Annotated in this window: 19 protein-coding genes, 1 tRNA gene and 1 other RNA gene; 9 read left to right on the top strand and 12 right to left on the bottom strand. The window is 73.0% G+C overall.

Annotated features, from left to right (window positions below):
* Window positions 1–49: 49 nt before the first annotated feature.
* The 3 genes from ABZ956_RS05885 to ffs all read right to left on the bottom strand — a co-directional run bounded on the left by ABZ956_RS05885 (window position 50) and on the right by ffs (window position 2,948).
* Complete coding sequence (locus tag ABZ956_RS05885; RefSeq protein WP_361887518.1) at window positions 50–388, bottom strand: YbaB/EbfC family nucleoid-associated protein; 339 nt, start codon at window positions 386–388, stop codon at window positions 50–52.
* 142 nt (window positions 389–530) lie between these two features.
* Window positions 531–2,768 (bottom strand): DNA polymerase III subunit gamma and tau, encoded by a 2,238-nt coding sequence (locus ABZ956_RS05880; protein WP_361887515.1) that lies wholly within the window; start codon window positions 2,766–2,768, stop codon window positions 531–533.
* 85 nt (window positions 2,769–2,853) lie between these two features.
* An RNA gene (gene ffs / locus ABZ956_RS05875) (signal recognition particle sRNA small type) lies at window positions 2,854–2,948 on the bottom strand.
* Between the two features lie 99 nt (window positions 2,949–3,047).
* On the opposite strand from ffs, the gene ABZ956_RS05870 reads away from it, so the two are divergent.
* A tRNA-Ser gene (locus ABZ956_RS05870) sits at window positions 3,048–3,135 on the top strand.
* A gap of 118 nt (window positions 3,136–3,253) precedes the next feature.
* Here the strand turns inward: ABZ956_RS05870 and ABZ956_RS05865 are convergent.
* Complete coding sequence (locus ABZ956_RS05865; RefSeq protein ID WP_361887512.1) at window positions 3,254–3,670, bottom strand: VOC family protein; 417 nt, start codon at window positions 3,668–3,670, stop codon at window positions 3,254–3,256.
* Between the two features lie 230 nt (window positions 3,671–3,900).
* On the opposite strand from ABZ956_RS05865, the gene ABZ956_RS05860 reads away from it, so the two are divergent.
* From ABZ956_RS05860 to ABZ956_RS05835, 6 genes are all read left to right on the top strand, one after another.
* The gene (locus ABZ956_RS05860; protein WP_361887509.1) at window positions 3,901–4,851 is read left to right on the top strand and encodes an EamA family transporter; all 951 of its coding nucleotides are present in this window, start codon (window positions 3,901–3,903) and stop codon (window positions 4,849–4,851) included.
* Window positions 4,852–4,853: 2 nt separating this feature from the next.
* On the top strand, window positions 4,854–5,594 hold the full coding sequence (locus ABZ956_RS05855) for a 2OG-Fe dioxygenase family protein (protein ID WP_361887507.1): 741 nt from the start codon (window positions 4,854–4,856) through the stop codon (window positions 5,592–5,594).
* Between the two features lie 305 nt (window positions 5,595–5,899).
* Complete coding sequence (locus ABZ956_RS05850) at window positions 5,900–6,859, top strand: iron-containing redox enzyme family protein (RefSeq protein WP_361887505.1); 960 nt, start codon at window positions 5,900–5,902, stop codon at window positions 6,857–6,859.
* Window positions 6,860–6,861: 2 nt separating this feature from the next.
* Window positions 6,862–7,803: a fatty acid desaturase gene (locus tag ABZ956_RS05845; RefSeq protein ID WP_361887503.1), complete on the top strand. Its 942-nt coding sequence runs from the start codon at window positions 6,862–6,864 to the stop codon at window positions 7,801–7,803.
* 2 nt (window positions 7,804–7,805) lie between these two features.
* Window positions 7,806–8,408, top strand: a complete 603-nt coding sequence (locus tag ABZ956_RS05840) for a pyridoxamine 5'-phosphate oxidase family protein (RefSeq protein WP_361887500.1) — start codon at window positions 7,806–7,808, stop codon at window positions 8,406–8,408.
* A gap of 77 nt (window positions 8,409–8,485) precedes the next feature.
* Window positions 8,486–9,433, top strand: a complete 948-nt coding sequence (locus ABZ956_RS05835) for a LysR family transcriptional regulator (protein ID WP_361887498.1) — start codon at window positions 8,486–8,488, stop codon at window positions 9,431–9,433.
* Window positions 9,434–9,491: 58 nt separating this feature from the next.
* Here ABZ956_RS05835 and ABZ956_RS05830 read toward each other — a convergent pair whose 3' ends face one another.
* The 8 genes from ABZ956_RS05830 to sbnB form a co-directional block, all read right to left on the bottom strand.
* Window positions 9,492–11,534: a M6 family metalloprotease domain-containing protein gene (locus ABZ956_RS05830; RefSeq protein ID WP_361887496.1), complete on the bottom strand. Its 2,043-nt coding sequence runs from the start codon at window positions 11,532–11,534 to the stop codon at window positions 9,492–9,494.
* A gap of 188 nt (window positions 11,535–11,722) precedes the next feature.
* A complete protein-coding gene (locus ABZ956_RS05825; protein WP_361887494.1) occupies window positions 11,723–13,750 on the bottom strand; it encodes a BTAD domain-containing putative transcriptional regulator in 2,028 nt (675 codons plus the stop codon).
* A gap of 340 nt (window positions 13,751–14,090) precedes the next feature.
* On the bottom strand, window positions 14,091–14,519 hold the full coding sequence (panD, locus tag ABZ956_RS05820; protein ID WP_361887491.1) for an aspartate 1-decarboxylase: 429 nt from the start codon (window positions 14,517–14,519) through the stop codon (window positions 14,091–14,093).
* A gap of 58 nt (window positions 14,520–14,577) precedes the next feature.
* Window positions 14,578–15,552, bottom strand: coding sequence for an ornithine carbamoyltransferase (locus ABZ956_RS05815; RefSeq protein ID WP_361887489.1), 975 nt, complete (start codon window positions 15,550–15,552; stop codon window positions 14,578–14,580).
* Window positions 15,553–15,571: 19 nt separating this feature from the next.
* Window positions 15,572–19,597 carry an amino acid adenylation domain-containing protein gene (locus tag ABZ956_RS05810; RefSeq protein WP_361887486.1) on the bottom strand — a complete coding sequence of 1,342 codons (4,026 nt, stop codon included), beginning with the start codon at window positions 19,595–19,597 and terminating at the stop codon, window positions 15,572–15,574.
* A gap of 136 nt (window positions 19,598–19,733) precedes the next feature.
* Window positions 19,734–21,536, bottom strand: coding sequence for a non-ribosomal peptide synthetase (locus ABZ956_RS05805; RefSeq protein ID WP_361887484.1), 1,803 nt, complete (start codon window positions 21,534–21,536; stop codon window positions 19,734–19,736).
* A gap of 73 nt (window positions 21,537–21,609) precedes the next feature.
* The gene (sbnA, locus tag ABZ956_RS05800; RefSeq protein ID WP_361887481.1) at window positions 21,610–22,611 is read right to left on the bottom strand and encodes a 2,3-diaminopropionate biosynthesis protein SbnA; all 1,002 of its coding nucleotides are present in this window, start codon (window positions 22,609–22,611) and stop codon (window positions 21,610–21,612) included.
* A gap of 42 nt (window positions 22,612–22,653) precedes the next feature.
* The gene (gene sbnB, locus ABZ956_RS05795) at window positions 22,654–23,682 is read right to left on the bottom strand and encodes a 2,3-diaminopropionate biosynthesis protein SbnB (protein ID WP_361887479.1); all 1,029 of its coding nucleotides are present in this window, start codon (window positions 23,680–23,682) and stop codon (window positions 22,654–22,656) included.
* Between the two features lie 327 nt (window positions 23,683–24,009).
* Between sbnB and ABZ956_RS05790 the strand changes: the two genes are divergently transcribed.
* Together ABZ956_RS05790 and ABZ956_RS05785 are read left to right on the top strand one after the other, a co-directional pair.
* On the top strand, window positions 24,010–24,813 hold the full coding sequence (locus ABZ956_RS05790; protein WP_361887476.1) for a putative protein N(5)-glutamine methyltransferase: 804 nt from the start codon (window positions 24,010–24,012) through the stop codon (window positions 24,811–24,813).
* 106 nt (window positions 24,814–24,919) lie between these two features.
* Window positions 24,920–25,672 carry an SDR family NAD(P)-dependent oxidoreductase gene (locus ABZ956_RS05785; protein ID WP_361887474.1) on the top strand — a complete coding sequence of 251 codons (753 nt, stop codon included), beginning with the start codon at window positions 24,920–24,922 and terminating at the stop codon, window positions 25,670–25,672.
* Window positions 25,673–25,711: the final 39 nt, after the last annotated feature.

Genomic DNA, 25,711 nt, shown 5'->3' with positions numbered 1-25,711 from the left:
CTGGCTCGGCCCGGCGGCCCGGCGGCTCAGCCCTGCGGCTCGCCGCGGGTCAGAACGGGAGGCCGGGGATGCCGCCGCCCAGGCCCTGGGCCAGCGGGCCGAGCTTCTGCTGCTGCAGCTGCTGGGCACTGGCATTGGCGTCGCGCACGGCGGCGAGGACGAGGTCCGCGAGGGTCTCGGTGTCCTCGGGGTCCACGGCCTTGGGGTCGATGACCAGGCCCTGCAGCTCGCCGGCACCGCTGACGGTGGCCTTCACCAGGCCGCCGCCGGCCGTGCCCTCGACGAGCGTGCGGGCCAGCTCCTCCTGGGCCGCGGCGAGGTCCTGCTGCATCTTCTGGGCCTGCTGAAGCAGCTGCTGCATGTTGGGCTGGCCACCACCGGGGATCACTGGTTCGCTCCTGGCTGTCGACAACTATTTGCTTCGGTAGCCCGAGCCTACGTGCTCCCCGCGCGGCGCGCCCTACGCCGCAGGAACGAGAACGGGAGCGCCCGGAAGCGTAGGGGGCGCCCCGCCGTCCACCGCCGGCCCGCTACTCGTTGGCGATCTCTTCGATGACCGTCGCGCCCAGTTCGCGGACGATCAGGTCATGGCCGGTCAGCGCGGTGTCGTCGAGGTCGGGATCGTCCTCGGCGGGGACGTCGTCCTCCGGGGCGACCGGCGGCGGCTCGGGCTCCCGGTACTGCTGCGGGGGCCCGGCCGGGGGCGCCGACGGCGCCGGTCGCTGCTCCGGCCCGGGGGCGGGCGGTGCGGCGGGCCGGGGGGCGGCCACCGGGGCCGGCGCGGGCGAGGGAGCGGCGTAGGACGCGGGCGCGGGGGCACCGCCACCGAAGCCGCCGCCACCACCGGGGGTGCCGGCGCCCGCGGAGGGGTCGACGATCACTTCGGTCTTCCACTGCACGCCGAGGTCGCCCAGCGCCTGCCGCAGGACGTCCTCGCTGCCGCTGTTGGCGAAGCTGTCGCGGGCTCCGGCGTTGGAGAAACCGACCTGCAAGGTGGTGCCGTCGAAGCCGGCGACCTGGGCGTTCTGGCTGAGCAGGATCCATGTGAAACGGCGGCGGTTCTTGACCGCCTCCAGGATGTTCGGCCACATCTGCCGGGCCTGCGTCGCGTCGCCCTGCGGCTGCGGGGTGGCGTACGAGCCCCCCGCGGACGGGGCCGGGGCGGCAGCGGGGGCCGGGGCCTGCGGTGCCGGGGCGGCCGTGGGCCAGGCACCGGCCTGAGGGGCCGCCGCAGGCGCGGAGGCGGCCGGCTTGGCGGCCGTGGGCCAGGCGCCGGCCTGGGGCGCGGGCGCGGCCGGAGCCGCCGCGGGGGTGGCCGCGGGGGTGGCCGCGGAGGGCCAGGCACCGGGCCTGGGGCCGGCCGCGGCGGGCTGCGGCTCCTGCGGCGCGGCAGGGGCCTGAGGCGCAGCGGGGGCGGGAGGTGCCTGCGCGGCGGCGGGAGCCGGCGGGGCGGCGGGGGCGGGCGTGGGCGCCGGGGCGCCCGCCACCGCGGCACGGGCCGCGGCGGGCCCGGAAAGCCCGGCAGGCGCGCCGGCGGCATGCGCCACATGGGACTCGGGTCCCGGTACGTACCCCATGGCCGGGGCGCCCGCGGGGGCCGCCGCGACGAATCCGCCGCGCTCGAGCCGGTCGAGGCGGGCCCGTACGGAGCGCTCGTCGTCGAAGGCGGCGGGCAGCAGCACGCGGGCGCAGATCAGCTCGAGCTGGAGCCGCGGCGAGGTGGCGCCGCGCATCTCGGTCAGGCCCTCGTTGACGAGGTCGGCGGCCCGGCTGAGCTCGCCGGGGCCGAAGACGGACGCCTGGGCCTGCATGCGCTCCACGACGTCGACGGGGGCGTCGATGAGGCCCTTCTCGGCGGCGTCCGGCACGGCGGCGAGGATCACCAGGTCGCGCAGCCGCTCCAGCAGGTCGGCCACGAAGCGCCGGGGGTCGTTGCCGCCCTCGATGACCCGGTCGACGACCTCGAAGGCCGCCCCGCCGTCGCCCGCCGCGAAGGCGTCGACGACGGCGTCGAGCAGGGAGCCGTCCGTATAGCCGAGGAGCGACGTCGCCATGGCATACGTCACACCGTCCTCGGCGGCACCGGCGAGGAGCTGGTCCATCACGGACATCGAGTCACGCACGGACCCGGCGCCGGCCCGCACGACGAGCGGCAGCACGCCGTCCTCGACGGGGATGGCCTCCTGCTCACACACCTGACCCAGGTACTCACGCAGGGTGCCCGGCGGCACCAGGCGGAAGGGGTAGTGGTGGGTCCGCGAGCGGATCGTCCCGATGACCTTCTCGGGTTCGGTGGTCGCGAAGATGAACTTGAGGTGCTCCGGCGGCTCCTCGACCACCTTCAGCAGGGCGTTGAAGCCCGCCGAGGTGACCATGTGCGCCTCGTCGATGATGTAGATCTTGTAGCGGCTGGAGGCGGGCCCGAAGAAGGCCTTCTCGCGCAGCTCACGCGCGTCGTCCACGCCACCGTGGGAGGCGGCGTCGATCTCGATGACGTCGATCGAGCCGCGGCCGTTGCGCGCGAGGTCCTGGCAGGACTGGCACTCCCCGCACGGGGTGGGCGTCGGCCCCTTCTCGCAGTTCAGACAGCGCGCGAGGATGCGCGCGCTGGTCGTCTTGCCACAGCCACGCGGCCCGCTGAACAGGTAGGCGTGGTTGACCCGGTTGTTGCGCAGCGCCTGCTGCAACGGGGTGGTGACATGCTCCTGCCCGATGACCTCGGCGAAGGACTCGGGGCGGTAGCGGCGGTAAAGCGCGAGGGACGACACACCTACGACGATATCGGGCCCCACTGACAAGTGGCCTCGGTCACAGATTCCCGGCCCCCGCCCACCCCGGAACCCGCCCGGAAACACAAGGGCCCCCCACGCACCCGCCAGAGCCCACTTACCCTTGCTGCCTTCCGGCCCTGGGGGAGTTGGGTGAGATAGCGCCACGTGAGGGGCTTACCCCCACCCTAGCCGATCCCGGGCAGTGCTCGCGCCGCCTCCCCCACCTCCGGAGAAGGCGTTCGCGAGCACCCCTCGACGTCTTGTATTGTTTGCGGCGGAGGATTCGCCTAGAGGCCTAGGGCGCACGCTTGGAAAGCGTGTTGGGGGCAACCCCTCACGAGTTCGAATCTCGTATCCTCCGCCAGTGCCTCACCGGGCACAAACCGAAGGCCCCGACCGGGAAACCGGCCGGGGCCTTCGGCGTTCCGGGGCGCCCTCCGTGCCTGGAGGTACGGCCCCGCGCCGGAGCGTTCACCGGGTGATCACGAGCAGGCAGGCTCCTCGGCCTGGGCGGGCTCGGTCGGCTCGGTCCATTCGACGAACTGGACGACTATGCCGTTGGGGTCCGTCAGCTGGAAGAGCCGCTCGCCCCAGGGCTCTTCGCGCAGGGGCATGGTGATCGGGGCGCCGGCCTCGCGCAGGCGTCGTTCCTCGGCCTCGATGCCGGTGACGGTGAGCGCGAAGATCAGGCCCGTGGCCTGCTTGTCGCGCTGCTCGGGCGGGAGCACCTCGATGCCGCGGCGGAGCAGCACGATGTCGGCGGCGGCATCGGCGCGGGTCAGGGACGCGAAGCCGTCGGCGGCCATGGCGACCTCGTAGCCGAGGTGGGTGCAGAAGAACTCACGCGAGGCGTCCACGTCGGCGACGGTGAGGGACAGGGTGGAAGCGGTGACGTTCAAGGCAACTCCTGGCAGGTACGGGCGGTGACTCGCGCCACTCGGAGAACTTTGCGACGGGCGTAACTTTAGCCAGCGCCACTCAGTAGATCAAGAGTATTTTTACGTCGAGCATAAATTCCTCTCGCCGCGCCCCCGCGCGGTCCCCGGTGTGCGGAGTTCTCGAACAGTCCTTGGGCTGCGGCCGGGCCGCTTCGAGACTGTGCGTGCCGTCGGAAGAGAGGAACGAAGCAATGTCCCGACGCCATACGCTCCTCGGGTTGTTCGTCGTGGTCATCTGGGGTGCGAACTTCGTGGTGATCGATACGGGTCTCGAGTCCTTCCCACCACTGCTCTTCGCCGCCCTGCGCTTCACGTTCGTGGCCCTTCCCGCGGTGTTCTTCATCGGGGCGCCCGGAGCTCCGTGGAAGCTGGTGGCCCTCGTCGGGCTCTTCCAGGGGGCCGGGCAGTTCGGGCTGCTCTTCGTCGGCATGAATCTCGGGGTGCCGCCGGGGCTGGCCTCGCTCGTGCTGCAGGGGCAGGCCGCGTTCACCGTGCTCTTCGCCTTCCTGGTGCTGCACGAGAAGCCGGGGCGGATCGCCGTGGGCGGCGTGCTGGCCGGTGTGGCCGGGCTCGCGGTGATCGCGGTGGGGTCCGGGTCGTCGCCGGCCGGGGCGCTGCTGGTCGTCATCGCCGCCGGCGCCTGCTGGGCGGCGGCCAACATCACCACGCGCATCGCACAGCCCGACAGCGGGTTCAAGCTGACCATCTGGTCGGCGCTGGCGGCCCCCGTGCCCCTGGCCCTGCTCTCGCTGGTCTTCGAGGGGCCCTCGCGCGACGCCCACGCGCTCACCCACCTCACCTGGCAGGGCATCGGCTCCCTGGCCTTCACCGTGGTGCTCTCCACCATCGTCGCCTTCGGCATCTGGGCGTCGCTGCTGAAGTCGTACCCGGCCGCGTCCGTGGGGTCGCTGTCGCTGCTGGTGCCGGTCGTCGGCGTCGCCACCGCGTGGCTGGTCCAGGACGAGGTGCCGACGGCCGCCGAAGGGGCGGGCGGCGTGCTCATCCTCGCCGGTGTCGTCGCCGTCGTCCGGCAGGACGCGGTCCGCGCCCTGGGGCGCCGCCTCTCCCGTAGCCCGGCCCCGCAGCAAGAGCAGCAGACACACGAACCGGCGGCGCGACCGCAGTCGGCGACGAAGGGATAGTCATGAGCGTTCAAGCACACCGTACGAACCCGGTCGTGAGCGGACTGCGCACCGTCGGGTACGCCGCCGGGGACATCGACTCCGCTCTCGGGGAACCGATCACCGGCACCGCCGAGTGGGACGCCTTCACCGCGTCCTGGGAGGACCTCGCGCTGGATCCCTTCATGGCGGACGGCGGCGACTACCGGCTGCGGCGCTACTCCGAATTCGACTGCACCGCCGACGAGGTGCGCCTGCTGCCGCACCGGGCCTACGAGCAGGCGAAGGAGATCAACCGGCTCAACGGCGGTGTACGGCGGCTCTTCGAGCCCTTCTCCGACCAGGTCGCCCACGGCCCCGTCGCGCACACCCTGCTCTCCTGGTGCGCACGGCAGCTGGACGAGACCGAGGACCGGGGGCCGCGGACCTGGTACGCCCAGGTCTTCCAGAACCGGATACTCGCCCGGCCCGGCACCGCCGGCAAGCCCACCCCGGAGGGCGTGCACCGCGACGGCGTCGACTACGTCTTCACCGTGGTGATCGACCGCAAGGGCATCACGGGCGGCACGAGTTCGCTGTACGAGGCGCTGCCCGACGGGCGGCACGGCAAGCGGATCGTCAGCGTGGAGATGGCCCCGCCCGGCGGGTTCCTCTTCAACGACGACGAGCGGACGTTCCACGGAGTCACCCCCGTGGTCCCGGTCGACGGGGAGACCGAGGGATACCGGGACACGTTCATCGCCGTCCTGAGCCGGCGGGACTGAGCCGGCGGGCCCGAGCGGACGGTCGTAGGACCGCCGTGGCGCCATCCGGCTCTTTCCGGCCATTCAGCTCGTTCCGGCCCCTGATACGCCCCTGATCTCGTTTCGGCAGAGCCGAATGCCCTGGGCGCGCGCCTGCGCCCATATCGGGATAACAGCGGGATATCCGGTGCAATCCACAGACGAGCTGTCGATCTCTTCGAACATTCGTTGGCTACGGCATCCGGGCGGGCGAGGGTGATCACCCAACGCCCGTCCGGCACCGCCGATCAGGGTGTTGACCTGTGAAGACGACCGAGGAGATCCCCATGTCCACGATGACGTCGGAGAGCCTGGCAGCCGGCCGCACCATCACGGAGGCCGACATCGCGGCCGCGTTCCCCCAGGACGGACAAGCACCGGACTTCACTACGCGGCTGGCCCTGTTGCGCCGGCTGCACAGCCACTACCTCGCCTACATGGGTGGCCCCGAGACCTTCCAGGACGTACCGCGGCTGAACGCCGACCCCCAGCTCGTCGCCGTCGAGCAGGCGTGGCTCCGCTGGGAGGACTCCCAGGTGGACGAGGCGCAGCTGCCGAAGACCGCCGCCGAGTTCCGGACCTGGTTCCTGGACGTCGCCGAGCGGCACGTCCAGCCGGAGTTCTGCCACTACCTCGCCGAGGAGGCCACGCTCAGCGAGATCGCCCTCTTCTTCATGGCCGAGGAACTCGTCGACAGCAAATTCGACGACCTGATGGCCATGGTGCAGATCGGCACCGCGGGCGTCACCAAGCTCACCATCGCGGAGAACTACTGGGACGAGATGGGCGAGGGCAAGCTCGACCAGATGCACACGCGGATGTTCGAGCATTCCGCCCAGTACATGCGCAAGCAGCTCGCCGACCGCTCCATCGACATGGCCGAACTGCACTCCACCGAGGTGTACGAGAACGCCTGCCTGCTGCTGATGTACGGAATCCACCGCCATCTCGTACCGCGCGCCCTCGGCGCGATGGGCGTGCTGGAGCAGAGCGCCTCGCCGCGCTTCCAGGCGATGGTCGACGGCTGCACGCGGCTCGGCGTCCCCGAGGACGTCATCGAATACCAGCGCATTCACGTCCACGTGGACGCCGACCACGGAGCCGAATGGTTCGACGGCGTCTTCGTGCCCCTGGTGGACCGCTCGCCCGAACTGCTGCGGGAGATCAGCCTCGGCGTCGTCACCCGCATCCGGGTCGCCAACGCCTACTACAGCCGCATATGGCAGCAGATGAAGGGCGTGCGGTAAGCATGGCCACACCCACCGTGGAGCACACCGGCAGCGGGGCCGATCCGCTGTTCAGGCGAGGCCGGGTATCCGCCCGGGACGAGCGTGTGTTCATCGGCAAACTGGCCCTGTGCGCGGCGCTCGTGGCGGCCGGCGTGGCACTGGCGACCATGGATTCCTGGCCCGCCGTGGCCGCCGGGGTGCTGATCCTGGCGGCGACGTACACGCACGCGGTCGAATTGCAGCACCAGGCCCTGCACCATTCGGCATTCCGCCGCCCCGGCCCCCACCGGTGGGTGGGCGTGGTGCTCGGCGCCCCGATGCTGGTGTCGTACTCCCATTACCGGGTGCGGCACTTGCAGCACCACCGCAACCTCGGAACTCCCGAGGACACCGAATTCTTCGGCTTCGACACCCGCCAGGGCGTCACGTGGAAAGGCATGCTGCGCGGGCTCTTCGACGTGGTGCGGCTCGGCCGGACCGGCGTGGAGATCTGGCGGGCCTACCGCGGCACCTGGGAGTACGCGTTCGGGCAGATCTCGCCGAAGGCCAAGCGGGCGGTGATCGCCGAGTACCGGATGATGGGCGCCCTGATCGCGGCGGCCGCCGTGCTGTGCGCGCTGGGCCAGTGGCCGCTCGTCCTGACGCTGTGGGTGGTCCCGATGCTCGTGGGCCAGCCGCTGCACTTCCTGGTGGAGCTGCCGGAGCACCTGCTGTGCGAGACCGACAGCCTGGACGTCCTGCGCAATACGCGGTCCATCAAGGGCAGCAGGATCAGCTCCTGGTTCACCAACGGCAACAATTTCCACGTCGAGCATCACGCGGCCATGTCCGTACCGATCAACAAGTTGCGCGACCGGCACGGCGAAGTGCAGCGGCGCGGCGCCTATGTAGTGCGCAGCTACCCGGCCTTCTACTGGTCGGTGGTCAGGGAATTGGTCGCCCGCAAGCCCAGCGCGGTGTGAGCGTGGAAGCCGACTCCTTCTACCACGAGGGCAGCCGCCGGCTCCAGCGACAGCTGGACACCGAAGGGCTGGCGACGCACATCGCCGAGCACTATGTGACGGCTCATCTCATGGACGAGCACATCGGGTGGGTCCGCGGCGCCGACGCGGTCTATCTGGCCACGGTGGATCCGGCGGGCCGCCCGGAGTGTTCGTACAAGGGAGGGCTGCCCGGATTCCTGCGGGTGCCCGATTCCCGGACGCTGGAAATTCCCAGTTACGACGGGAACGGGATGTACCGCACGCTGGGCAACGCCCTGACGGGCACCGGGGTGGGGCTGCTCTTCCTCTTCCCCGAACTGCCCGCGAAACTCCGGGTCAACGGCGACGGCGAGGTGCTCACCGACCCGGCGGCCCTCGCCCCGCACCCCGGGGCCGAGGCGGTCCTGCGGGTGCGGATCCGGGAGGTCTTCGAGAACTGTCCCCGCTATCTGCACGACCGGGCGGCGGGTACCCATTCCGAGCACTGCCCCAGGCCGGGCTACCGGCCCCCGGAGCCGGCCTGGAAACGGAAACCCGAATACGAGGGCCTGCTGCGCGACCCCGATCGGCTCGAGAAGAACTGACGCGAAGACGACTGTTCCGCCCCGTCGCCGCTGCTACCGTCGCCACCGGCATAGGTATGACGGAAGAGGCATAGAGCATGACCAGTATTTCCGCTCTGCGGACACTGCGGGAGCTGCGCCGACTCGGTTCCGTGCACGCGGTGGCACAGGCCATGCACCTCGCGCCCTCCTCGGTGTCCCAGCGCATCAAGGGACTCGGGGAGGAATGCGGGATGCCTCTGTTCGAACGCAGCGGCCGGGGCGGCCGGTTGACCGATACCGGGGAGGCGGTGGCGGAACTCGCCGAAAAGATCACACACCAGTGGGAACGAGGCATGGTCAACATCAGGAACGGCATCGCCCAGGCGCCCCGCCGGTCGGTGAGCATAGGGGCCTTCCCCTCCGCGCTCACCGGCTGTGTGCTGCCGGCCGCGGAACGGCTGCGGGGACAGAACCAATTCCAGGTGGAGTTGCTGGAAGTGGACCCGCGCGGGGCGGCCAGCCAGGTGGAGCACGCCGAACTGGACATGGTGCTCACCCTCGGCGAGATCCTCGACGTGGACCAGTCGCTGGACCCCCGGCTGACCGTCCGCGAACTGTGGCGTGAACCCTTCGCCCTGGTGCTGCCCCGGGCCTTCGCGGCGGCCGGCGACCCGATGGCGCACATCCGCAGCTACGCGGACGTGCCGTGGGTGCTGCCCCGGCGCGGCTCCGCCTGCGACCTCATGGTGGGCCGGCACCTGGCCCGCCTCGGCATCAGGCCGCGGGTGGTGGCCCGCTCGGACGACTGGTCCCTGGTGCAGCGCATGGCCTGCGCGACGCAGGCCGTGGCCCTGGTGCCCGTGACGTGCATCGAGGAGGAACGCTGCGACATACGGGTCGCTCCGGTGCGGCGTACGGAGCTGCTGGAGCGCACCGTGGTGGCCCTGGAGTCCGTGGAGTCCGCGGGCTCTCGGTGGCTGCCCGCCGTACGGGCCGAGCTGGACCGCTCGGCCGAGGCGCTGGTCGACCGGATACAGGACCGGCTGCCGACCATCGTGACGTGAGGCCCCCGCCGGGCGGCCGGGGCGGGTGCCGGGCCCCGGCCAGGGCCCGGCATCCGGCCTACTTCCTGAGCGAGCACGTGGCCTCGGCCGTTCTGCCCGGGTCGCTCTCCGAGCGCGCCGTGAGCTTGATCTTGCCGTTGCGCTCGGCGCCCGGTTTCGCGGTCACGGCGACGTCGACCGGGACCGTGGCGCCGGCCGCGGCGGCCGTGAGCCTGCTGGGGAGCCAGGCGGACCAGCCGCGCCCGGAGGCCGTGGCCGACAGGCGGTAGACGTCGGAGGACAGCTCGGGGGCGACGGTCCCGGGGTGACCGCCCCGGCCGGGCGGGGCCGCCTGCCCGGTGTTGGCGAGAGCGAACGTGCACACAGCCCGGTCGCCCGGCTTCCCCTTCGCCTTGCCGCGGCCGAGGGCGAGCCCGCGCTCCTGCGGCCCCGCGCCGTCCAGGGACTTCACGCCGACGCTGTAGGAGAGCACCCCGGCGGCGTCCCGGCGTACGTCGAGGACGTAGAAGTGCAGCCGGTTGGCCTGGTCGACGTACTCGTACGAGCTGCCGGAGTCGGCCCCCGCGTGGAAGAGCGCGTCGCTGAGCTGCCGGTAGTCCCCCATGGTGATCTTCTGCGGGGTGCCGTCGGGGCGCGTGAAGTCCACCAGGCCGATGTCCTCCGGGTGCGCGTCGATCACCCAGGCGAACGGGGCGCGGTCCGCGTTCTTGGTCTTGCCGATCAGCACGCCGTTGTCCGGGGTGAAGGAGTCCATGCCCATGCGGTCGACGACCTCGACGGTGTAGTTGTCGTAGCCGCCGCCGTCGCACAGCGGGTCGGTCGTCCGGTCGCAGGGCGGGGACAGGTCGCGGCCCATGGTGATGTTGACGCCGGCCAGCCCCTTCTCGCCCGGGGGCGCCGAGCGGGCGGTGACGCGGGCGACGACCAGGCCGGAGCCCTTGAGCGCGTCGCGGTCCAGGCGCAGGACGTTCTTCTCGTCGACGATGCCGAGCTTGATCTTGTCCCGCAGAACGTGCTGGGCGCCCATCGAGCCCCCTGCGGCGGCGGGGACCTGCCAGCGGGTGTGCGGGCCGCCGGGGCCGTTGAACGAGCCGCGCGAGAGCATGCCCCAGATGCCGGTGTAGGAGCGGCTCAAGGGCGTGCCGTAGGGGTTGTTGTAGTTGTCGCCGATGCCGAGGATGTGGCTGAGTTCGTGGGCGAACGTGGCCATGCCGGAGCTCTCGGCCTGGGTGGACGAGCCGTTCGAGGCGTTGGGCCAGATGCGGGCGGCCGCCTGCCACGACGTCCACGGTACGTAGCGCGTCCTGGCCGCGTTGCCGCCGGCGGGGGTGGGGGACGGCGGGCCCCAGGCGGCCGGCACGTCCTGTGCGGTCGCGAATTTCATCTGGCCGAACTCCTGCCAGGCGGAGGACTCGTCGACGCCGGCCGTCAGATAGAAGACGAAGTCGAACTTCCCCGCCGTCCCGTCCCCCACGTCGGCGACCCACGCCGCCTTGCCGTCGGCGCGGATGCTCTTGCCGCAGACGTCACCGCTCGGGCAGGCGCCGGGGTTCATGTCGGGCTCGATGCCGTACTGGTAGGACTTCCACGGCATGCGGTAGACGCCGAAGGCCGTCAGGTCGACGCCGACGCGGCCGCCGGAGTCCTCCATCCAGTACTCGTTGATGGTGTGACCGCGGTTGAGGGTGCCGGGCTTGTTCAGGAAGTCCTGGTAGAACTTCGGCAGCCGCTCCCGGGGGATGTTGGACGCGGCCGGCAGCGGGTTGCCGAAGATGCCGGAGCCGGGCGGTCTGCTGACCGAGAACTCCTCGTCGGGGTAGTCCAGGAGCACCAGTGCGCCCTTGAACATGCGCTTCGTGGGTTTGACGGCCGGGTTGGCCCAGTCGGTACCGGGGACGGCGCGGTACTCGGCCCAGGTCATGTCGTCGGGATTGCGCCAGCGCTGCGGATCGACCGGCTGGACGAGCGGCGGCCGGCCGCGCTGCCCGGCGCCGGGGAACGCTCCGGCGGGCCCGGCGGCGAGGGCGGCCAGGACGCCGAACAGCAGGGCGACGACGGCTGACCGGCGTAATCGGGGGACACGTCTGCGGCGGGGGAACAAGACTCACCTCATGTCTGAACGCATCGCATCGGACGAGGGCGTGGCAAGTCGTTCGATGGGCGAGCCCACCGCGGTTCAAGGTACGGCGGAGGGGGACGGGGCGCCAGAGTGCGGGCGAGGCGTTTGTGGCGTCAGCGCCCCGGCGGCCGCCGGCGTCAGCCCCCGGCGGCCGGCCCGTGCCGCCGCCGTCAGCTCACGTCCCTCGCCTGCCGTCGCGCGTGGGCGACCCGGCCATGGACGCGGGCGCGCTCCATGGCCCCCAGACCCTCGCACAGGGCCTCACGGACCAACGGCGGTACGCATTCGTAGGCGCCGGGGCTGCGCGGCGCCTCCCGGAGCAGGCCCGTGCCCAGGGCGGCCTCCAGGCGTCGCCCCACCGGCGTTCCGGGCGGCAGCACCGCCGCCAGCAGATCGGCGGTGACGCCCTCGCCGGCGACGGCGCACACCCGCAGTACCTCGGCGGTCTCCTCGCCCAGGGAGTCCAGCCGCTGCCGTACGACCTCGCGGACGGCCAACGGCACCGCCGGGCGCTGCTGCTCGCCGGCGGCCCCGGCCCGCAGGAGCTGGGTGAGGAAGAAGGGGTTGCCGCCGGTGCGGGCGCGAAGCTCCGCGGCGCTGCCCGGCAGCCGGTGACCGTCCTCCGACGCCCGCATCAGCTCGATCACCGCGGCCTGCGGCAGGCCCCCCAACTGCAGGGCGTGCACGAGGGGTTCGCGCAACAGCAGGCCCAGGGTGCGGCGGAGCTCCTCGTTGAGCTCGGAATCCGACTCCCGGCAGGTGGCGACGACCATCACGGGGGCGCCCCGCAGCCCGCTGGCCAGCAGCCGCAGCAGGGACAGGGAGGCCGCGTCGGCCCAGTGCAGATCCTCCAGGAAGATCACCAGCGGTCGCTCGGCCGCCAGCTCCAGCACGATCTGGCACACCGCGTCGTACGTACGGAACGGCGCGTCGGCCGCCTCGGTGTGCGGGGCGCAGCCGGCCATCAGGGGCCCGGTCACGGAGTCGAACCGCCCGGCCGCGCGGCGGAAGCCGTCCGGGCGGGCAGCCGCCAGCCGGCGCAGGAGCTGCGTCCACGGCCAGTACGGGGGCGCCTCCTCGCCCTGGAAGCAGTTCGCCCACAGGACGTCGCAGCCGTCCCCTGCGACCGTTCTGCCGAACTCGGTGAGTAAACGTGTCTTTCCGATGCCGGGCTCGCCGAGCAGCAGCGTCAGCTGGCCCTGGCCCTCCCGTGCGGCGCGCGCCGCGGCGGCCAGCCGGGCCAGCTCCTCGCCGCGCCCGGCGAAGGGCCCGCAGCCGGCGGGTTTCCCGCGGGCCGCGGGGCGCATCAGGATGAGGTCGCCGGGCCTGCGCTCCCCGGCGCCGGTGCCGCGCTGCACGGCCCCGCGGGCCGCCGAGGGCTCGGCGGGTTCTGTGGGCTCTGTGGGTTCCGACGGCTCGGCCGGCCGGGCAGGCGCCGGTGGGGTCAGCTCCTGGCGCAGGATGTCGCGGTGCAGGTCCTGCAGTTCCCTGCTGACCTCCACGCCCAGGTCCTCGTCGAGGCGGGCCCGGGTGCGCTCGTACATGGCCAGCGCGTCGGCCTGGCGCCCGGACCAGTACAGGGCGCGCATGAACTGCCCGATGAGGCGCTCCCGCAGGGGGTTGGTGCGCACCTCGTGGTCCAGCTCCTGGACCACGCTCTCGTGCAGCCCCAGCGCCAGCCCGGCCTCGGCCCGTCCCTCCACGGCGGCCATCTGCATCTGCACCAGGCGGGCCGACTCGTCGCGGGCGAAGTCGTAGTCGGCCAGGTCCTCGTAGGGGGCGCCGCGCCACATGGCGAGGGCTTCGCCGAAGCGCTGCCGTGCCGCCTCGAAGGCGCCCTTGGCGAGAAGCCGCCGGCCCTCCCGTACCGCCTCGGCGAACCGGAAGGCGTCGACCTGCTGGTCGTCGACGGCCAGGACGTAGCCGGGGGCCCGGTAGCGCAGGATGCTGTCGCCGTCGCCGGCCCGCCGGCCCGCCGCCAGCTTCTTGCGCAGCCGGGAGACGTAGGACTGCAGGGTGGCGGTGGCCCGGTCGGGCGGGGAGGAGCCCCAGACGCGGTGCACGATGTCGTCGAGGGAGACCACGCGGCGGGGGTTCATCAACAGCAGGGCCAGGACAGCCCGTTGCTTCGGCGCCCCCATGTCCAGCGACTGGCGGCCGAACAATGCCGAAACGCTTCCCAGAACGCGGAATTCCATGGTGTCCTCGCTCTGTTCACGGCTCGGCCCCTGCCCGCCGTAAGCGGGCCTCGTCTGTTGCCAGCACGAAATTTCCGCCAAGCTGCCCATTCGGCACCTCATCCACGTTCCGCTCGGTCACCCAGGGATTCGCCTCCCTGTACATGACCTATAACGGACATCCGAATGGTTCAACCGTCTACCACGGAAAGGGTAAAAACGTCACCAGTGGTAGCGGACCGCCGCACCGGCGGCGGTCCCGGACAGGGGGCCGGACGGCCCTGGGCAGTGGCCCGGCCGGCCCTGGCCGCACCCGCTGCCGGCCCGGTGACCGGTCGCCTCGCGGGCGTACGGCCGCGCCCTACGCGTGGGCGCCGGCGTGCACCTCGTCGCCGCGGAGCACCCCGGCCACCTCGCCGGTCTCGGCCGGGTCGCCGCCCATGGAGGTGATCCGGTTGTTCTCGTCGACGAACACCACCTGCGGCACGGCCTTGCCCGCCTCGCCCTCGGGGCACATGCGGTAGGCGATGATGATCACGAGGTCGCCGGTGTTGATCAGGCGGGCCGCGGCGCCGTTGATGCCGACGACGCCCGTGCCCCGCGGGCCCTCGATGATGTAGGTCGACAGCCGGTTGCCGTTGTTGATGTCGACGATGTCGACCTTCTCGCCCGCCAGCAGGCCGGCGGCCTCCATCAGGTCGCCGTCGAGGGTGAGGGAGCCGACGTAGTGGAGGTCGGCCTGGGTGACGGTGGCGCGGTGGATCTTGGACTTGAGCATGGTCAGGTACATCGGGTGGCTCCTTGGGAGGGTGGGGTGGTGATGACGGGTGACGGGGTCGGACGGGTGATCAGGCCAGGCACCACTCCAGTACCGCCATCGCCCCGTACAGCTTGTGGGCGGCCTGCCGGAAGGCGATGCTGCGGTCCCCGTCGAGGACCTCGGCGGTCACCTCCTCGCCGCGGTGCGCGGGCAGGTCGTGCAGGAAGGTCGCCGACGGGCAGCGCGCCATGAGCGCCGCGTTCACCTGGAACGGGGCGAACACCGTGCGCCACTCGGGGTCGGCCTTGGAGGTGCCGGTGGTCTGCCAGCGGGCGGTGTAGACGACGTCCACGTCCGCCGGCAGCACGTCCATGTCGTGCCGCTCCTCGATCAGGGCGCCGTGCGCGGCGGCGTACTCCCGCGCCCGGCGCATCGTCGCCTCGGGCAGGCCGTAGCCGGCGGGCGTGCGCAGGTGCAGCTCGGCGCCCGCGTAGCGGGTCAGCGCCAGCGCCAGCGCGGCGGCGGTGTTGTTGCCCTCGCCGACGTACAGGACGCGCAGGCCCTCCAGCTTGCCGAATGCCTCGAGCATGGCCGACAGGTCGGTGATGCCCTGCGTGGGGTGCTCGTCCTCGGTCATCGCGTTGACGACGGACATGGTGTCCCACGCGGCGATCGCGCGCAGTTCGCCGGCGCTCGCCGAGGTGCGGGCGACCAGGCCGTCCAGCATCAGGCCGAGCACCCGGCCGGTGTCGTCGGCGCTCTCGCCGGTGTTCTCCTGCAGGTCGCCCGGGCCGTAGGCCACGACCTGCGCGCCCAGGCGCAGCGCGGCGACGGAGAAGGCGGTGCGGGTGCGGGTGGAGGTGGTGCGGAAGTACGTGCCCACCACCTTGCCGGTGAGCGGCCCGGTCAGGGGGACGGCGTCGCGCGCGTAGTCGCACGAGCGGCGTACGAGCGCGTACAGGTCGTCGTCGGACAGGTCGGTCAGGGACAACAGGTGGCGCCTGTCGGCCGGTTGCCCGGCCGCGGCCTGCGGCGCCGTGCCGTTCGGGAGCACGAGAGGCATGGATTGCTGCATGGGGTCCTCACTCACTGAAGGGGGGTCGGGCGGCAAGGCGGGTGAGCAGTCCCCGCGCCGGTTCGGCGACGGCGGCGGGGCGCATCATGGCGTAGTGGTCGGCCGCCACCGTGGCCTCGGTGCACGGCGCGGAGGTGAAGCGCCGCCAGTCGGTGCGGACGACGCTGCCGTCGAGGAGGCTGGGCTCGGCGTAGACGGCGTGCAGGGGGGCGTCGAGGGGGGCGGGCACCCAGCCGCGGAACATCTCGCTCTGGTGCCGCATGAGGTGGAAGGCGCCGGGGAACGCGGCCGCGTCCGCGGCGGTGCCCATCGGCCGTGCCCGCTCCTGGAGCGCCGCCAGCAGGTCGTCGTCCACCCGCGTGCCGTCCGGCACCAGGTCCAGGACGGCGGCGTGGGCCTCGGGGTGGTCCCGTTCGGTGCCGGGGCCGTAGGTGGCGCGCAGCGCCATCCGTACCGACTCCCGGTCGCCGGGCGGCTCGTCGGCCACGCCGATGTCCCACAGCTCGACGAAGTCGAGCGCGACGCCCCGCGCCTGGAGTTCGGCGGCCACGGCGAGGGCGATCAGGCCGCCCAGCGACCAGCCGAACAGCGCGAGCCGCCGTACGGGCAGCCGCTCACTCAGCTCGTCGGCGTACCGCGCGGCCAGTGCCGCCACGTCGGCCGGCTCCGGGCCCGCGCCCGCCGCGGTGGGCGAGCGGACGCCCCACACCGGCAGCTCCGGCGGAAGCAGCCGCAGCAGGGGCTCGTAGGGGAAGAGCTGACCGCCGAGCGGGTGCAGGACGACCAGCGGCACCGGGGCGGCCCCGTCGGTCCCGGAGGCCCCTGCGTTCTCGTGCTCCGCGCTCGCCGACAGCGGCACCACCAGGGCGTCGTCCGCCGCCTCGCGGGGGCCGCCCGGCGCCGTGGCCGGGGTGAGCGCGTCGGCCATCGCCGCCAGCGTGCGGCGGCCGAAGACCGTCCGCAGCGGCAGCGGGGTGCCGAACTCCGCCTCCACCTGCCGTACGAGCCGGCTCGCGAGCAGCGAGTTGCCGCCGAGGGCGAAGAAGTCGTCGTCCTCGCCGATGTCGTCGCGCTCCAGCAGCCGGGACCAGACCTCCGCCATGCGCCGCCGGGCGGGCGTCGACGGGGGGACCACGTCCCGCTGTTCGCCGGCGCCGGCGCGCGTGGCGGCCGCGTGGGCCACGATCCGTGCCGTGTCGAGCTTCCCGCTGGCGGTGCGCGGCAGGTGGGGCAGGACGGAGAAGGAGGCGGGGACCATGTAGGCGGGCAGCCGGCCGGCCGCGTGGGCGCGGATCGCGCCGGTGGCCGGCGCCGGGTCGGCCAGGACGAGGGCGGCGTGCAGGACGGCCGAGGCGGTGCCCTGGCCGAGGACGACCACGGCGGCGTCGGTCACGCCGGGCATCTCCCGCAGCACGCCGGCGATCTCCGCCGGTTCGACGCGGTAGCCGCGCAGCTTCACCTGCTCGTCGCGGCGGCCGAGGAACTCCAGCGTGCCGTCGCCGCGCCGGCGCACCACGTCACCGGTGGCGTAGCGGCGCGTGCCGTCGGGCGCCTCGAGGAACCGTTCCGCGGTGCGTTCCGGCTGGCCGGCGTAGCCGACCGCGAGCTGGGGACCGGACAGGAACAGCTCGCCGGGGAAGCCCACCGGGACCGGGCGCAGCGCCGCGTCGAGGACCTGCGCGGTCACGCCGGCCAGCGGCCGGCCGATGACCGGCTGGGCGTCGCCGTCCTTGATGAGGAAGCCGGTGGCGTTGACGGTGAACTCGGTCGGCCCGTAGACGTTGACCGCGTGGAGGCCGGCGCCGGCGAGTTCGCGCCACAGGCCGGGCGGGACGGCCTCGCCGCCCACCACCAGCACCTGCGGCAGGTGCTCGCGCGGGTCGAGCAGCCCGGCGTCCACCAGGGCGGCCATGTGGGTGGGGGTGCCGTCGAGCGCGTCGATCGCGTGGTCCCGCAGGAAGCCGACCATGGCCTCGGGGTCGGCCCGCACCGCGTCGGGCACCGGGTACACGGTGTGGCCCGCGCGCAGCTGCATGGTGCCCTGCCACGAGGCGTCGAAGGAGAACGGCGCGTTGACGGCCACGCGGGCGTGCACGGGCAGCCGGTCGTAGACCAGCCGGTCCATGGCCTGCCCGAAGGCCGTCAGGCTCAGGTGGCGCACGGCAACCGGCTTGGGGTCACCGCTGGTCCCCGAGGTGAAGATCAGGTACGCGATGTCGTCGGGGGTCACCTTGGCCACGGCGGTGGCCGGCCCCGCGGCCAGGGCGGGCGGTGCGGCGAGGTGCGCGGGCACCCGGCGCACGTCGGCGAGGGCGGGCAGGCCGGCGGTGTCCTCGTCGACGAGGACCGTGCGGATGCCGACCGTGCCCATCATGCGGCGCAGCCGGTCCTCCGGCAGGTCCGGGTCGAGGGCCGCGCACACCGCGCCGGCCGACCAGGTCCCGAACAGCGCGGCGGTCTGCGCGGCGGAGCGGCGCATGGCCACGCCGACGACCTCGCCGGGGATCACCCCGGCGTCCGCGAGGGCGGCGCCGACCAGATCGGCCTGGCGGACGAGCCCCTCGTAGCTGAGGACGTCGTCGCCGTGCACCACGGCCGGCCGCCCGGGATGCAGCGCGGCGCGGTCACGCACCGCGTCGGGCAGCGGTACGCGGTCCCCGCCGCCGGCCGCGAGGGCCGGCCCGTTCTCCCACTGCCGCAGGAGCGCCGCGTCGGGCCCCTCGCCGAGCGACAGCTCCGCCAGGGGACGGTCCGCGCCGGCGCACAGCTGCTCCAGCAGGGCGACGACGGCGCCGGCGAGGCTACGGGCGGTCGCCGCGTCGTACAGCTCGGTGCGGTACTCGACGAAACTCGGCACGCCGGCGGCCGCGTTGAAGTGGAAGGTGAAGTCGGACTTGGACGTGCCGGGGTGCAGCGGCAGCCGGGTGGCGGCCAGGCCCGGCAGCCGCGGCTCGCCCGCCTCGTAGTGCAGTTCGAGGGCGACCTGGAACAGCTGCGCGTGCCCGGCGCCGGGGCGGCCCAGTGCCGAGACGATCTCGTCGAACTCGACGGAGGTGTGCGTCATGGCGTCCAGCACCGTCGCCTGCGCCCGCCGCACGAGCTCCGCCGCCGGCCCGTCCTCCTCGACGCGCAGCCGCAGCGGGACGGTCTTCATGAAGTAGCCGACCAGGTCCTCCGCCTCGGCCTCGGAGCGCATGTTGACCGTGGTGCCGAGCACCACGTCGTCGGTGCGGGCCAGCCGTCCCAGGGCGGCCGACACGGCGGCGGCCACCACGGCGAAGGGCGAGGCGTGCAGGGCCGCGGCGGTGGTCCGTACGCGGGTGAACCAGCCCTCGTCCAGGGGCAGGTCGTGCCGCTGTCCGAGGTCGTCGGGGTAGGCGGACAGCGGCCGGTCGGTGGGCAGGGGCAGCCGGTCGGGCAGGCCGGCCAGCCGCTCCCGCCAGAACTCCAGGTCCTCGCGGGCCTGCGGGTCCGCGGCCGGGACCTCCAGGGAGCGCTGTGCCGCGACCGGATCGCCCTCGGGTCCGGGCAGGTCACCGCCCGCGTAGAGCTCGCCCAGTTCCTCCAGCAGCACCCGGAAGCTGTCGCCGTCGGACACCAGGTGGTGCAGGGCGAGGACGAGGATCCACTCCTCGTCGGCGCAGCGGACCAGGCACGCCCGCGCCGGCGGCCCGGCGGCCAGGTCGAAGGTGCGGCTCACCGCCTCCTGCGCGGCCCGCTCGCCGAGGCGCCGCGCCTCCGCCGGCGACCGGCCCGGGGCCCGTACGTCCACCTCTTCCAGCGGGAAGGGACCCTCCGGGAGCGTCCCCACGCACGGCAGGTGATCGTCGCCCTCCACCACGACCGTGCGCAGGGCCGGGTGGCGCCGGTACAGCGCGTCCAGCGCCCCCGTCAGGGCGGCCCGGTCCAGCGGTCCGGTCAGCCGGAAGGACTCGGCCTCGTTGTAGACGGGCACGTCCGGCGCCATCGCGCAGGCGAGCCACATCGGGCGCTGGATCGCGGGCAGCGGGGAGAGCGCCTGGTCCGTTTCCATGGTCAGTCACCTTTCGGGGTGCGCGGGCGGGGCGGCAGCGCGTGCCGGGCGCGCCCGCGCTGCCGCTCGGGACGGTTGCCGTCGCGGTGCGGCGGTCGTACGCGCGTGGGGGAGTTGGGGAGGGGGCGAGGGGGCGTTACCGCTCGGCGGCCGGTACGGGGTCGGGGGCGGCGGCCGTGACGGCGGCCTTCAGCAGGGCGGCTTGTTCGCCGAGGGTGGGGGCCTGCATCAGCCGTGCCGCGTTCATGCGGACCCCGAAGCGGGCCCGGACGCGCTTGACCATCTGCATGACCTGGAGCGAATGGCCGCCCAGACCGAAGAAGTTGGCCTCCGGCCCGTCCGGCGCCGCGCCCAGCACGTCCTGCCAGATGCCGGCCAGCTCGGCCGTCAGCGCGTCGTCCCAGTCCACCGCGGCGGGCGCGGCGGCGGCTTCGGGGGCGGCGGGCACGGGCAGCGCACGCCGGTCGATCTTGCCGCTGGGGGTGCGCGGCCAGACGTCGACGCGGACGAACGCGCCCGGCACCATGTGCCGCGGCAGCCGGAGTGCCGCGTGGGCCCGCAGCTCCGCCTCGTCGAAGGGCTGCTCCCGGCCGGGGCGTACGTACGCCACCAGGCGCTGTTCCTCGCCGTCCGGCTGGGGCACGACGGCCGCGCCCGCCACGTGGGGGTGTTCCTGCAACCAGTTCTCGATCTCGCCGAGTTCGACGCGGTGGCCGCGGATCTTCACCTGGTGGTCGGCCCTGCCCAGCAGTTCGAGCGCGCCGTCCTCGCGCAGGCGCCCCAGGTCGCCGGTGCGGTAGAGCCTCGCGCCGGGCGGCCCGAAGGGGTCGGCTACGAAGCACTCGTCGGTCAGTTCGGGCCGGCCGTGGTAGCCGCGCGTCACCCCGCCGCCGCCGATCCACACCTCGCCGCGCTCCCCCGCCACGACCGGACGCCGCCGGGCGTCCAGGACGTGGACGGTGGTGTCCGGCAGGGGGCGGCCGACGGGAACGGTGTCCCGGTCGGCGGCGGTGACGAGGTGGGCGGTGGACCAGACGGTCGTCTCGGTGGGGCCGTAGATGTTCCACACCTGCCCGCACCGCGCGGCGAGTTCCGCGGCGAGCGCGGGCGCGAGGGTCTCGCCGCCGCACAGTGCCACCCGCAGGCCGCCGGCCCATCCGGCGTCGAGCAGCATGCGCCAGGTCAGCGGGGTGGCCTGGAGCACGTTCGCGCCACTCGCGGCCAGCACCTCGTGCAGCGCCTCGCCGTCGAGCACCTGCTGCTCGGTGGCGATCACGATGGTGGAGCCGTGGACCAGCGGCAGGAACATCTCGATCAGTACGGGGTCGAACGAGGCGGAGGTCACCGACAGCCAGACGTCGCCCGGCTCGGGCCGCACCGCGGCGCCCATCGTCAGCACGCCCTTGACCAGGCAACGGTGGTCGACGGCCACGCCCTTGGGCCGGCCCGTGGAGCCGGAGGTGTACATGATGTAGGCGAGGTCGTCGGGTGCGACGGTGGGCAGCGCGGCGGCCTGCTCCGCCTCCGCCTCCCGCGGCGCGTCCAGCGTCACGACGTCCGCCGTGCCGGCCCGGTCGGCGAGCCGGCCGACCGTGAGGATGGTCGTGGCCGCGGAGTCGGCCAGCATGTGCGCCTGCCGCTCACGGGGGTAGCCGGGGTCGACGGGCACGAACGCGGCGCCGGAGGCGAGGACCGCCAGCAGGGCGACGGGCAGGTCCACGGAACGGTCGACCATCACCGCGACCGTGTGCCCCGGCCCCACCCCGCGGGCCGCCAGCCGGGCGGCTGCACGGCGGCCGGCCGCGGCCAGGTCCCGGTAGGTCAGCGAGCGGTCGCCACAGCGCACCGCCACCCGGTCGGGGGTGCGGTCCGCCTGCTCGGCGACCAGCTCGTGGAGCGCGCGCCGGGGCCACGGCGGGCTGGAGAGCGCATCAGACATCGCGGACACTCGGCTTTCTGGTTCGTAGGTCGGGGAACGTGCGGGGCGCCGCGGCGCGCTTCGCCGGCCGGGCTCACCCGGCCGCGCGGGCGGCGGCGACCCGCTCCGGGAGCGGCGACTCCTCCAGCGCGCCCGGGCCGTAGATCTCCCGCACCCAGCTGGGCTGGTACACCGAGTCGAGGTAGCGCTCGCCGAGGTCGGGCGAGATGGCCACCGCCGTGGTGCCGCCGCCGGGGCGGTGTTCGGCGAGCCAGCGCACGGCGCCGCTGACGACGGTGCCGGTGGAGCCGCCGAACAGATAGCCGTGCGCGGCCAGCCGGTGGCAGGTGCGGACGGTGTCGACCTCCGGCACCAGCACCACGTCGTCCACGTAGGACTCGTCGAGCATCTGCGGCCGCACCCCCGCGCCGAGCCCGGGGATCATGCGCGGTCCGGGCGGGCCGCCGAAGGAGACCGAGCCGGCGGAGTCGACGGCGACGACCGTGACCTCCGGCCGCGTCTCACGGAAGTAGCGGGCGCAGCCCATGAGGGTGCCGGTGGTGCCGGCCCCCACGAACAGCACGTCCAGCTCGGGGAACCGCTGGGCGACGGCCGGCCCGGTCCGCCGGTAGTGGGCCTTCCAGTTGCTGGGGTTGGTGTACTGGTTCATCCAGACGTAGCGGCTGTCGGCGTCGCACAACTGCCGTACGTACGCCAGCCGGGCGCCCAGGAACCCGCCCTCGGGGTCGGGTTCGGTGATGGTGTGCACCCGGGCCCCCAGCGCCTCCATCAGCTGTCGCGTCGCGAGGTTGCAGCGGGTGTCGGTCACGCACAGGAAGCGGTAGCCGCGGCTGGCCGCGATCATGCTGAGCGCCACGCCGAGATTCCCCGAGGAGGACTCCACGATGACGGAGTCGGGAGCCAGCAGGCCGTCCCGCTCGGCCGCGTCCACGATCTCGGTCGCGGCCTTCAGTTTGACGGACCCGGCGAAGTTGAAACCCTCGCACTTGAGGTACAGCGGGGCTGCGAACGCGGCCCGCAGGTCCACGTAGAGGTCCTCGACGTTGAATTCGTCGGGACGGGAGACGATCGGCACGGAAAACCTCCATTCGAAACGGCATAGGGGTCCGAATGGCGGCTATCCGTGCCGGCGCAGCTCCGAGAAGAAGTCGTCGACGACGTGGAGCCGGCCGGCGCGCAGGGTCTCGTCATAGATGTGCTTGCCCACCGCGAGGTCCAGCACGCCGAGGCCGAAGGGGGAGAAGACCACGGTCTTGTCGGCCGGGATCTCCACGGTGCCGTTCATGACGTCGCAGAGCGTGCCGTTCACGAAGTCGCGGTTGCCGACCTTCTGTTCGGCGAGGTGCGGCGAGGTGTCGGCCTTCATGCAGTGCTCGACGTCGTCGAGGATGTTGACGGAGTCCAGCACGATCTCCGGCGAGAGGTCGCGCAGGGACACGTGCAGCACGAGGGGGTGGTGCGCGAACCAGGCCGGGTCGGTGATGTGCGGCGTGCCGGCGACGGTCGCGAACACGACGAGGTCCGAGGAGCGGATCAGGCTCTCCGCGTTGCGGTGGACCGTGATCCGGCCGTCGTCGGCGGACTTCTCGAGGTAGCCGCGGAAACCCTCGGCGGATTCGGCGGACAGGTCGTACACGCCGAGCTCGTCGAAGGACCAGCCGGTGCCGGCCAGATAGGTGTGGATATAGCGCGCGATCAGACCGCTGCCGATGAAACCGATCCGCTTGGGCCGGTCCCGGTCCCGGCTCAGCCAGTCCGCGGCGAGCGCCGCCGAGGCCGCCGTGCGGGCGGCGCTGATGACGGAACTCTCCAGGCACGCCAGGGGATATCCGCTCTCGTGGTCGTTGAGGATCAGCACGGCCGAAGCCCGCGGAATCCCCGCCTTCACGTTCTCCGGGAAACTGGAGATCCACTTCAGGCCGTCCACCGCCGAGTCGCCGCCCAGGGACGCGGGCAGCGCGATGATGCGGGAGGTCGGGCGGTCGGGAAAGCGCAGGAAGTACGACGGCGGATTGACCGTGTCGCCGGCGCCGTGCAGCCGGTAGGCGGACTCGACGAGGTCGACGACCTTCCTTTCCTGTCCGGCCAGGACTTCCTGCACCTGGGCGCCGGATATCACGCCGAACGAGGGGACCGCTGCGGGCATGGGAACTCCATTGGGGGGATGTGATCGGCTCGCCCAGAACGTACGGCCGCCTCCTTGCGGACCGTCTGACGTTCCGCTGGCCCGCCCCTGTGCCGGCCGTACGACGCGCTTGCGTCCCCCTTGCACGGCCTTGCTTCTTTCTTGCCGTGTCTTGATCACGAGCAGTCGGGATCGGGTAATGTGACCGGTCTCAGCAGTGGAGATATGTAAGGAGGTGGGACCCATTACCGCTGTATTCGGTCGGGTGCTCCCCTCCTGCGGCCATGTGGTCGATCCGGCATAGGTGACCGGAGGGAGCCCCGGTGGCTTCCTCGAAAGGCTGTCCCTGTGCCTGTCTTCTCCTCCTCGCTCCTGCGCTCCACCGTCATCTCCCGGCTGCGGGCCGTCGGTTGTGTATTCGCCGAGGACGAGGCGCGCGTGCTCCTCTCCACCGCCCGTACGACCGCCGATCTCGCCGCGATGGTGGACCGGCGCGTGGCCGGCCTGCCCCTCGAACACGTCGTGGGCTGGGCCGAGTTCTGCGGCCTGCGCATAGCCGTGGACCCCGGGGTGTTCGTCCCCCGCCGCCGCACCGAGTTCCTGGCCCGCCAGGCCGCCGCCCTCGCCCGCCGCCGGCCCGCCGCACCGGGGGCCGTCGTGGTCGACCTGTGCTGCGGCTCGGGCGCGGTGGGCGCCGCGCTCGCCGCCGACCCGGGCGGCATCGACCTGTACGCCGCCGACATCGACCCCGCCGCCGTGCGGTGCGCGCTCCGCAACGTCGCCGCCGCCGGGGGCCGGGTGTACGAGGGCGACCTCTACGACCCGCTGCCCGCCACCCTGCGGGGCCGCGTCGACGTCCTGGTCGCCAACGCCCCCTACGTCCCCACCGAGGCCATCGGGCTGCTGCCGCCCGAGGCCCGCGACCACGAGCCGCAGGTGGCGCTCGACGGCGGCGCGGACGGCCTGGCCGTCCAGCGGCGCGTGGCCGAGGCGGCGCCCGGCTGGCTGGCCCCCGGCGGCCATCTGCTGATCGAGACGAGCGAGCGCCAGGCCCCGCGGACCGTCGAGGCCTTCACCCGCGGCGGCCTGACCACGCGCGTGGTCTCCTGCGACGAGCTGGACGCCACCGTCGTCATCGGCACCCGGCCCTGACGGGCGGGACGCGCCGCGTCCGGGCGACCACCCGGCAAAAGGGGTAGAGGTCAGGTGGAATTCCCCTGAGGGGGAAACGGGTCCACCGCCGCGGAAGGGAACCACCATGCGGATCGAGGGTTCTGTCGTGCTCGTGACCGGTGCCAACCGTGGCATCGGGCGCTCGCTGCTCAGCGAGTTCCTTGGGCGGGGCGCGGCCCGCGTCTACGCCGCCGCCCGCCGCCCGGAGACGCTGGAGAAGCCGGCCGCCGGGGCGGCCGGACGGGTGATTCCGCTGGCCTTGGACCTCACCGACCCGGACACCATCACCGCGGCGGCCGAGGCGGCGCCCGACGTGACGGTCGTGGTCAACAACGCGGGCGCGCACGGCGTGGGACACCTGCTCGACATGGACCTCGGCCTCGTCGAGTCGGTGATGGAGACCAATGTCCTGGGCACGCTCCGGGTCATGCGTGCCTTCGTGCCCGTCGTGGAGAGAAACGGCGGCGGCGCGGTCGTCAACGTCATCAGCATCGGCGCGTTCGGCGCGACGCCCGCGCTCGGCGGATATCCGGCGTCCAAGGCCGCCCTGCATTCCATGACCCAGGCCGTCCGGCAGGATCTCGCACCGCGCGGCATCAGCGTGCACGCCGTTTTCCCCGGCCCGGTGGACACCTCGATGCTGGACTATGTGATCGGCCACGAGCCGACCTTCGGCGATTTCCCCCGGGCGACCCCCGCCGAGGTGGCCCGGGCCACGCTCGACGGTCTCGAGGCCGGCGAGCCGGACATCTTTCCCGACCCCTTCGCCCTCGAGGTCCAGGCGGAATGGCGGGCCGACCCGCAGGCGCTTCAGGAGCGGCTTTCCGGCATCACCTGAGCGGCGGCCGGATACGTGGCGGCCCGGGCCGGTCGGGGA

It is taken from the genome of Streptomyces sp. NPDC046261 (genome assembly GCF_040646235.1).
Taxonomy (GTDB): Bacteria; Actinomycetota; Actinomycetes; order Streptomycetales; family Streptomycetaceae; genus Streptomyces.
The sequence above is the reverse complement of the archived record's forward strand: the minus strand, read 5'-3'. Positions and strand labels throughout refer to the sequence as shown.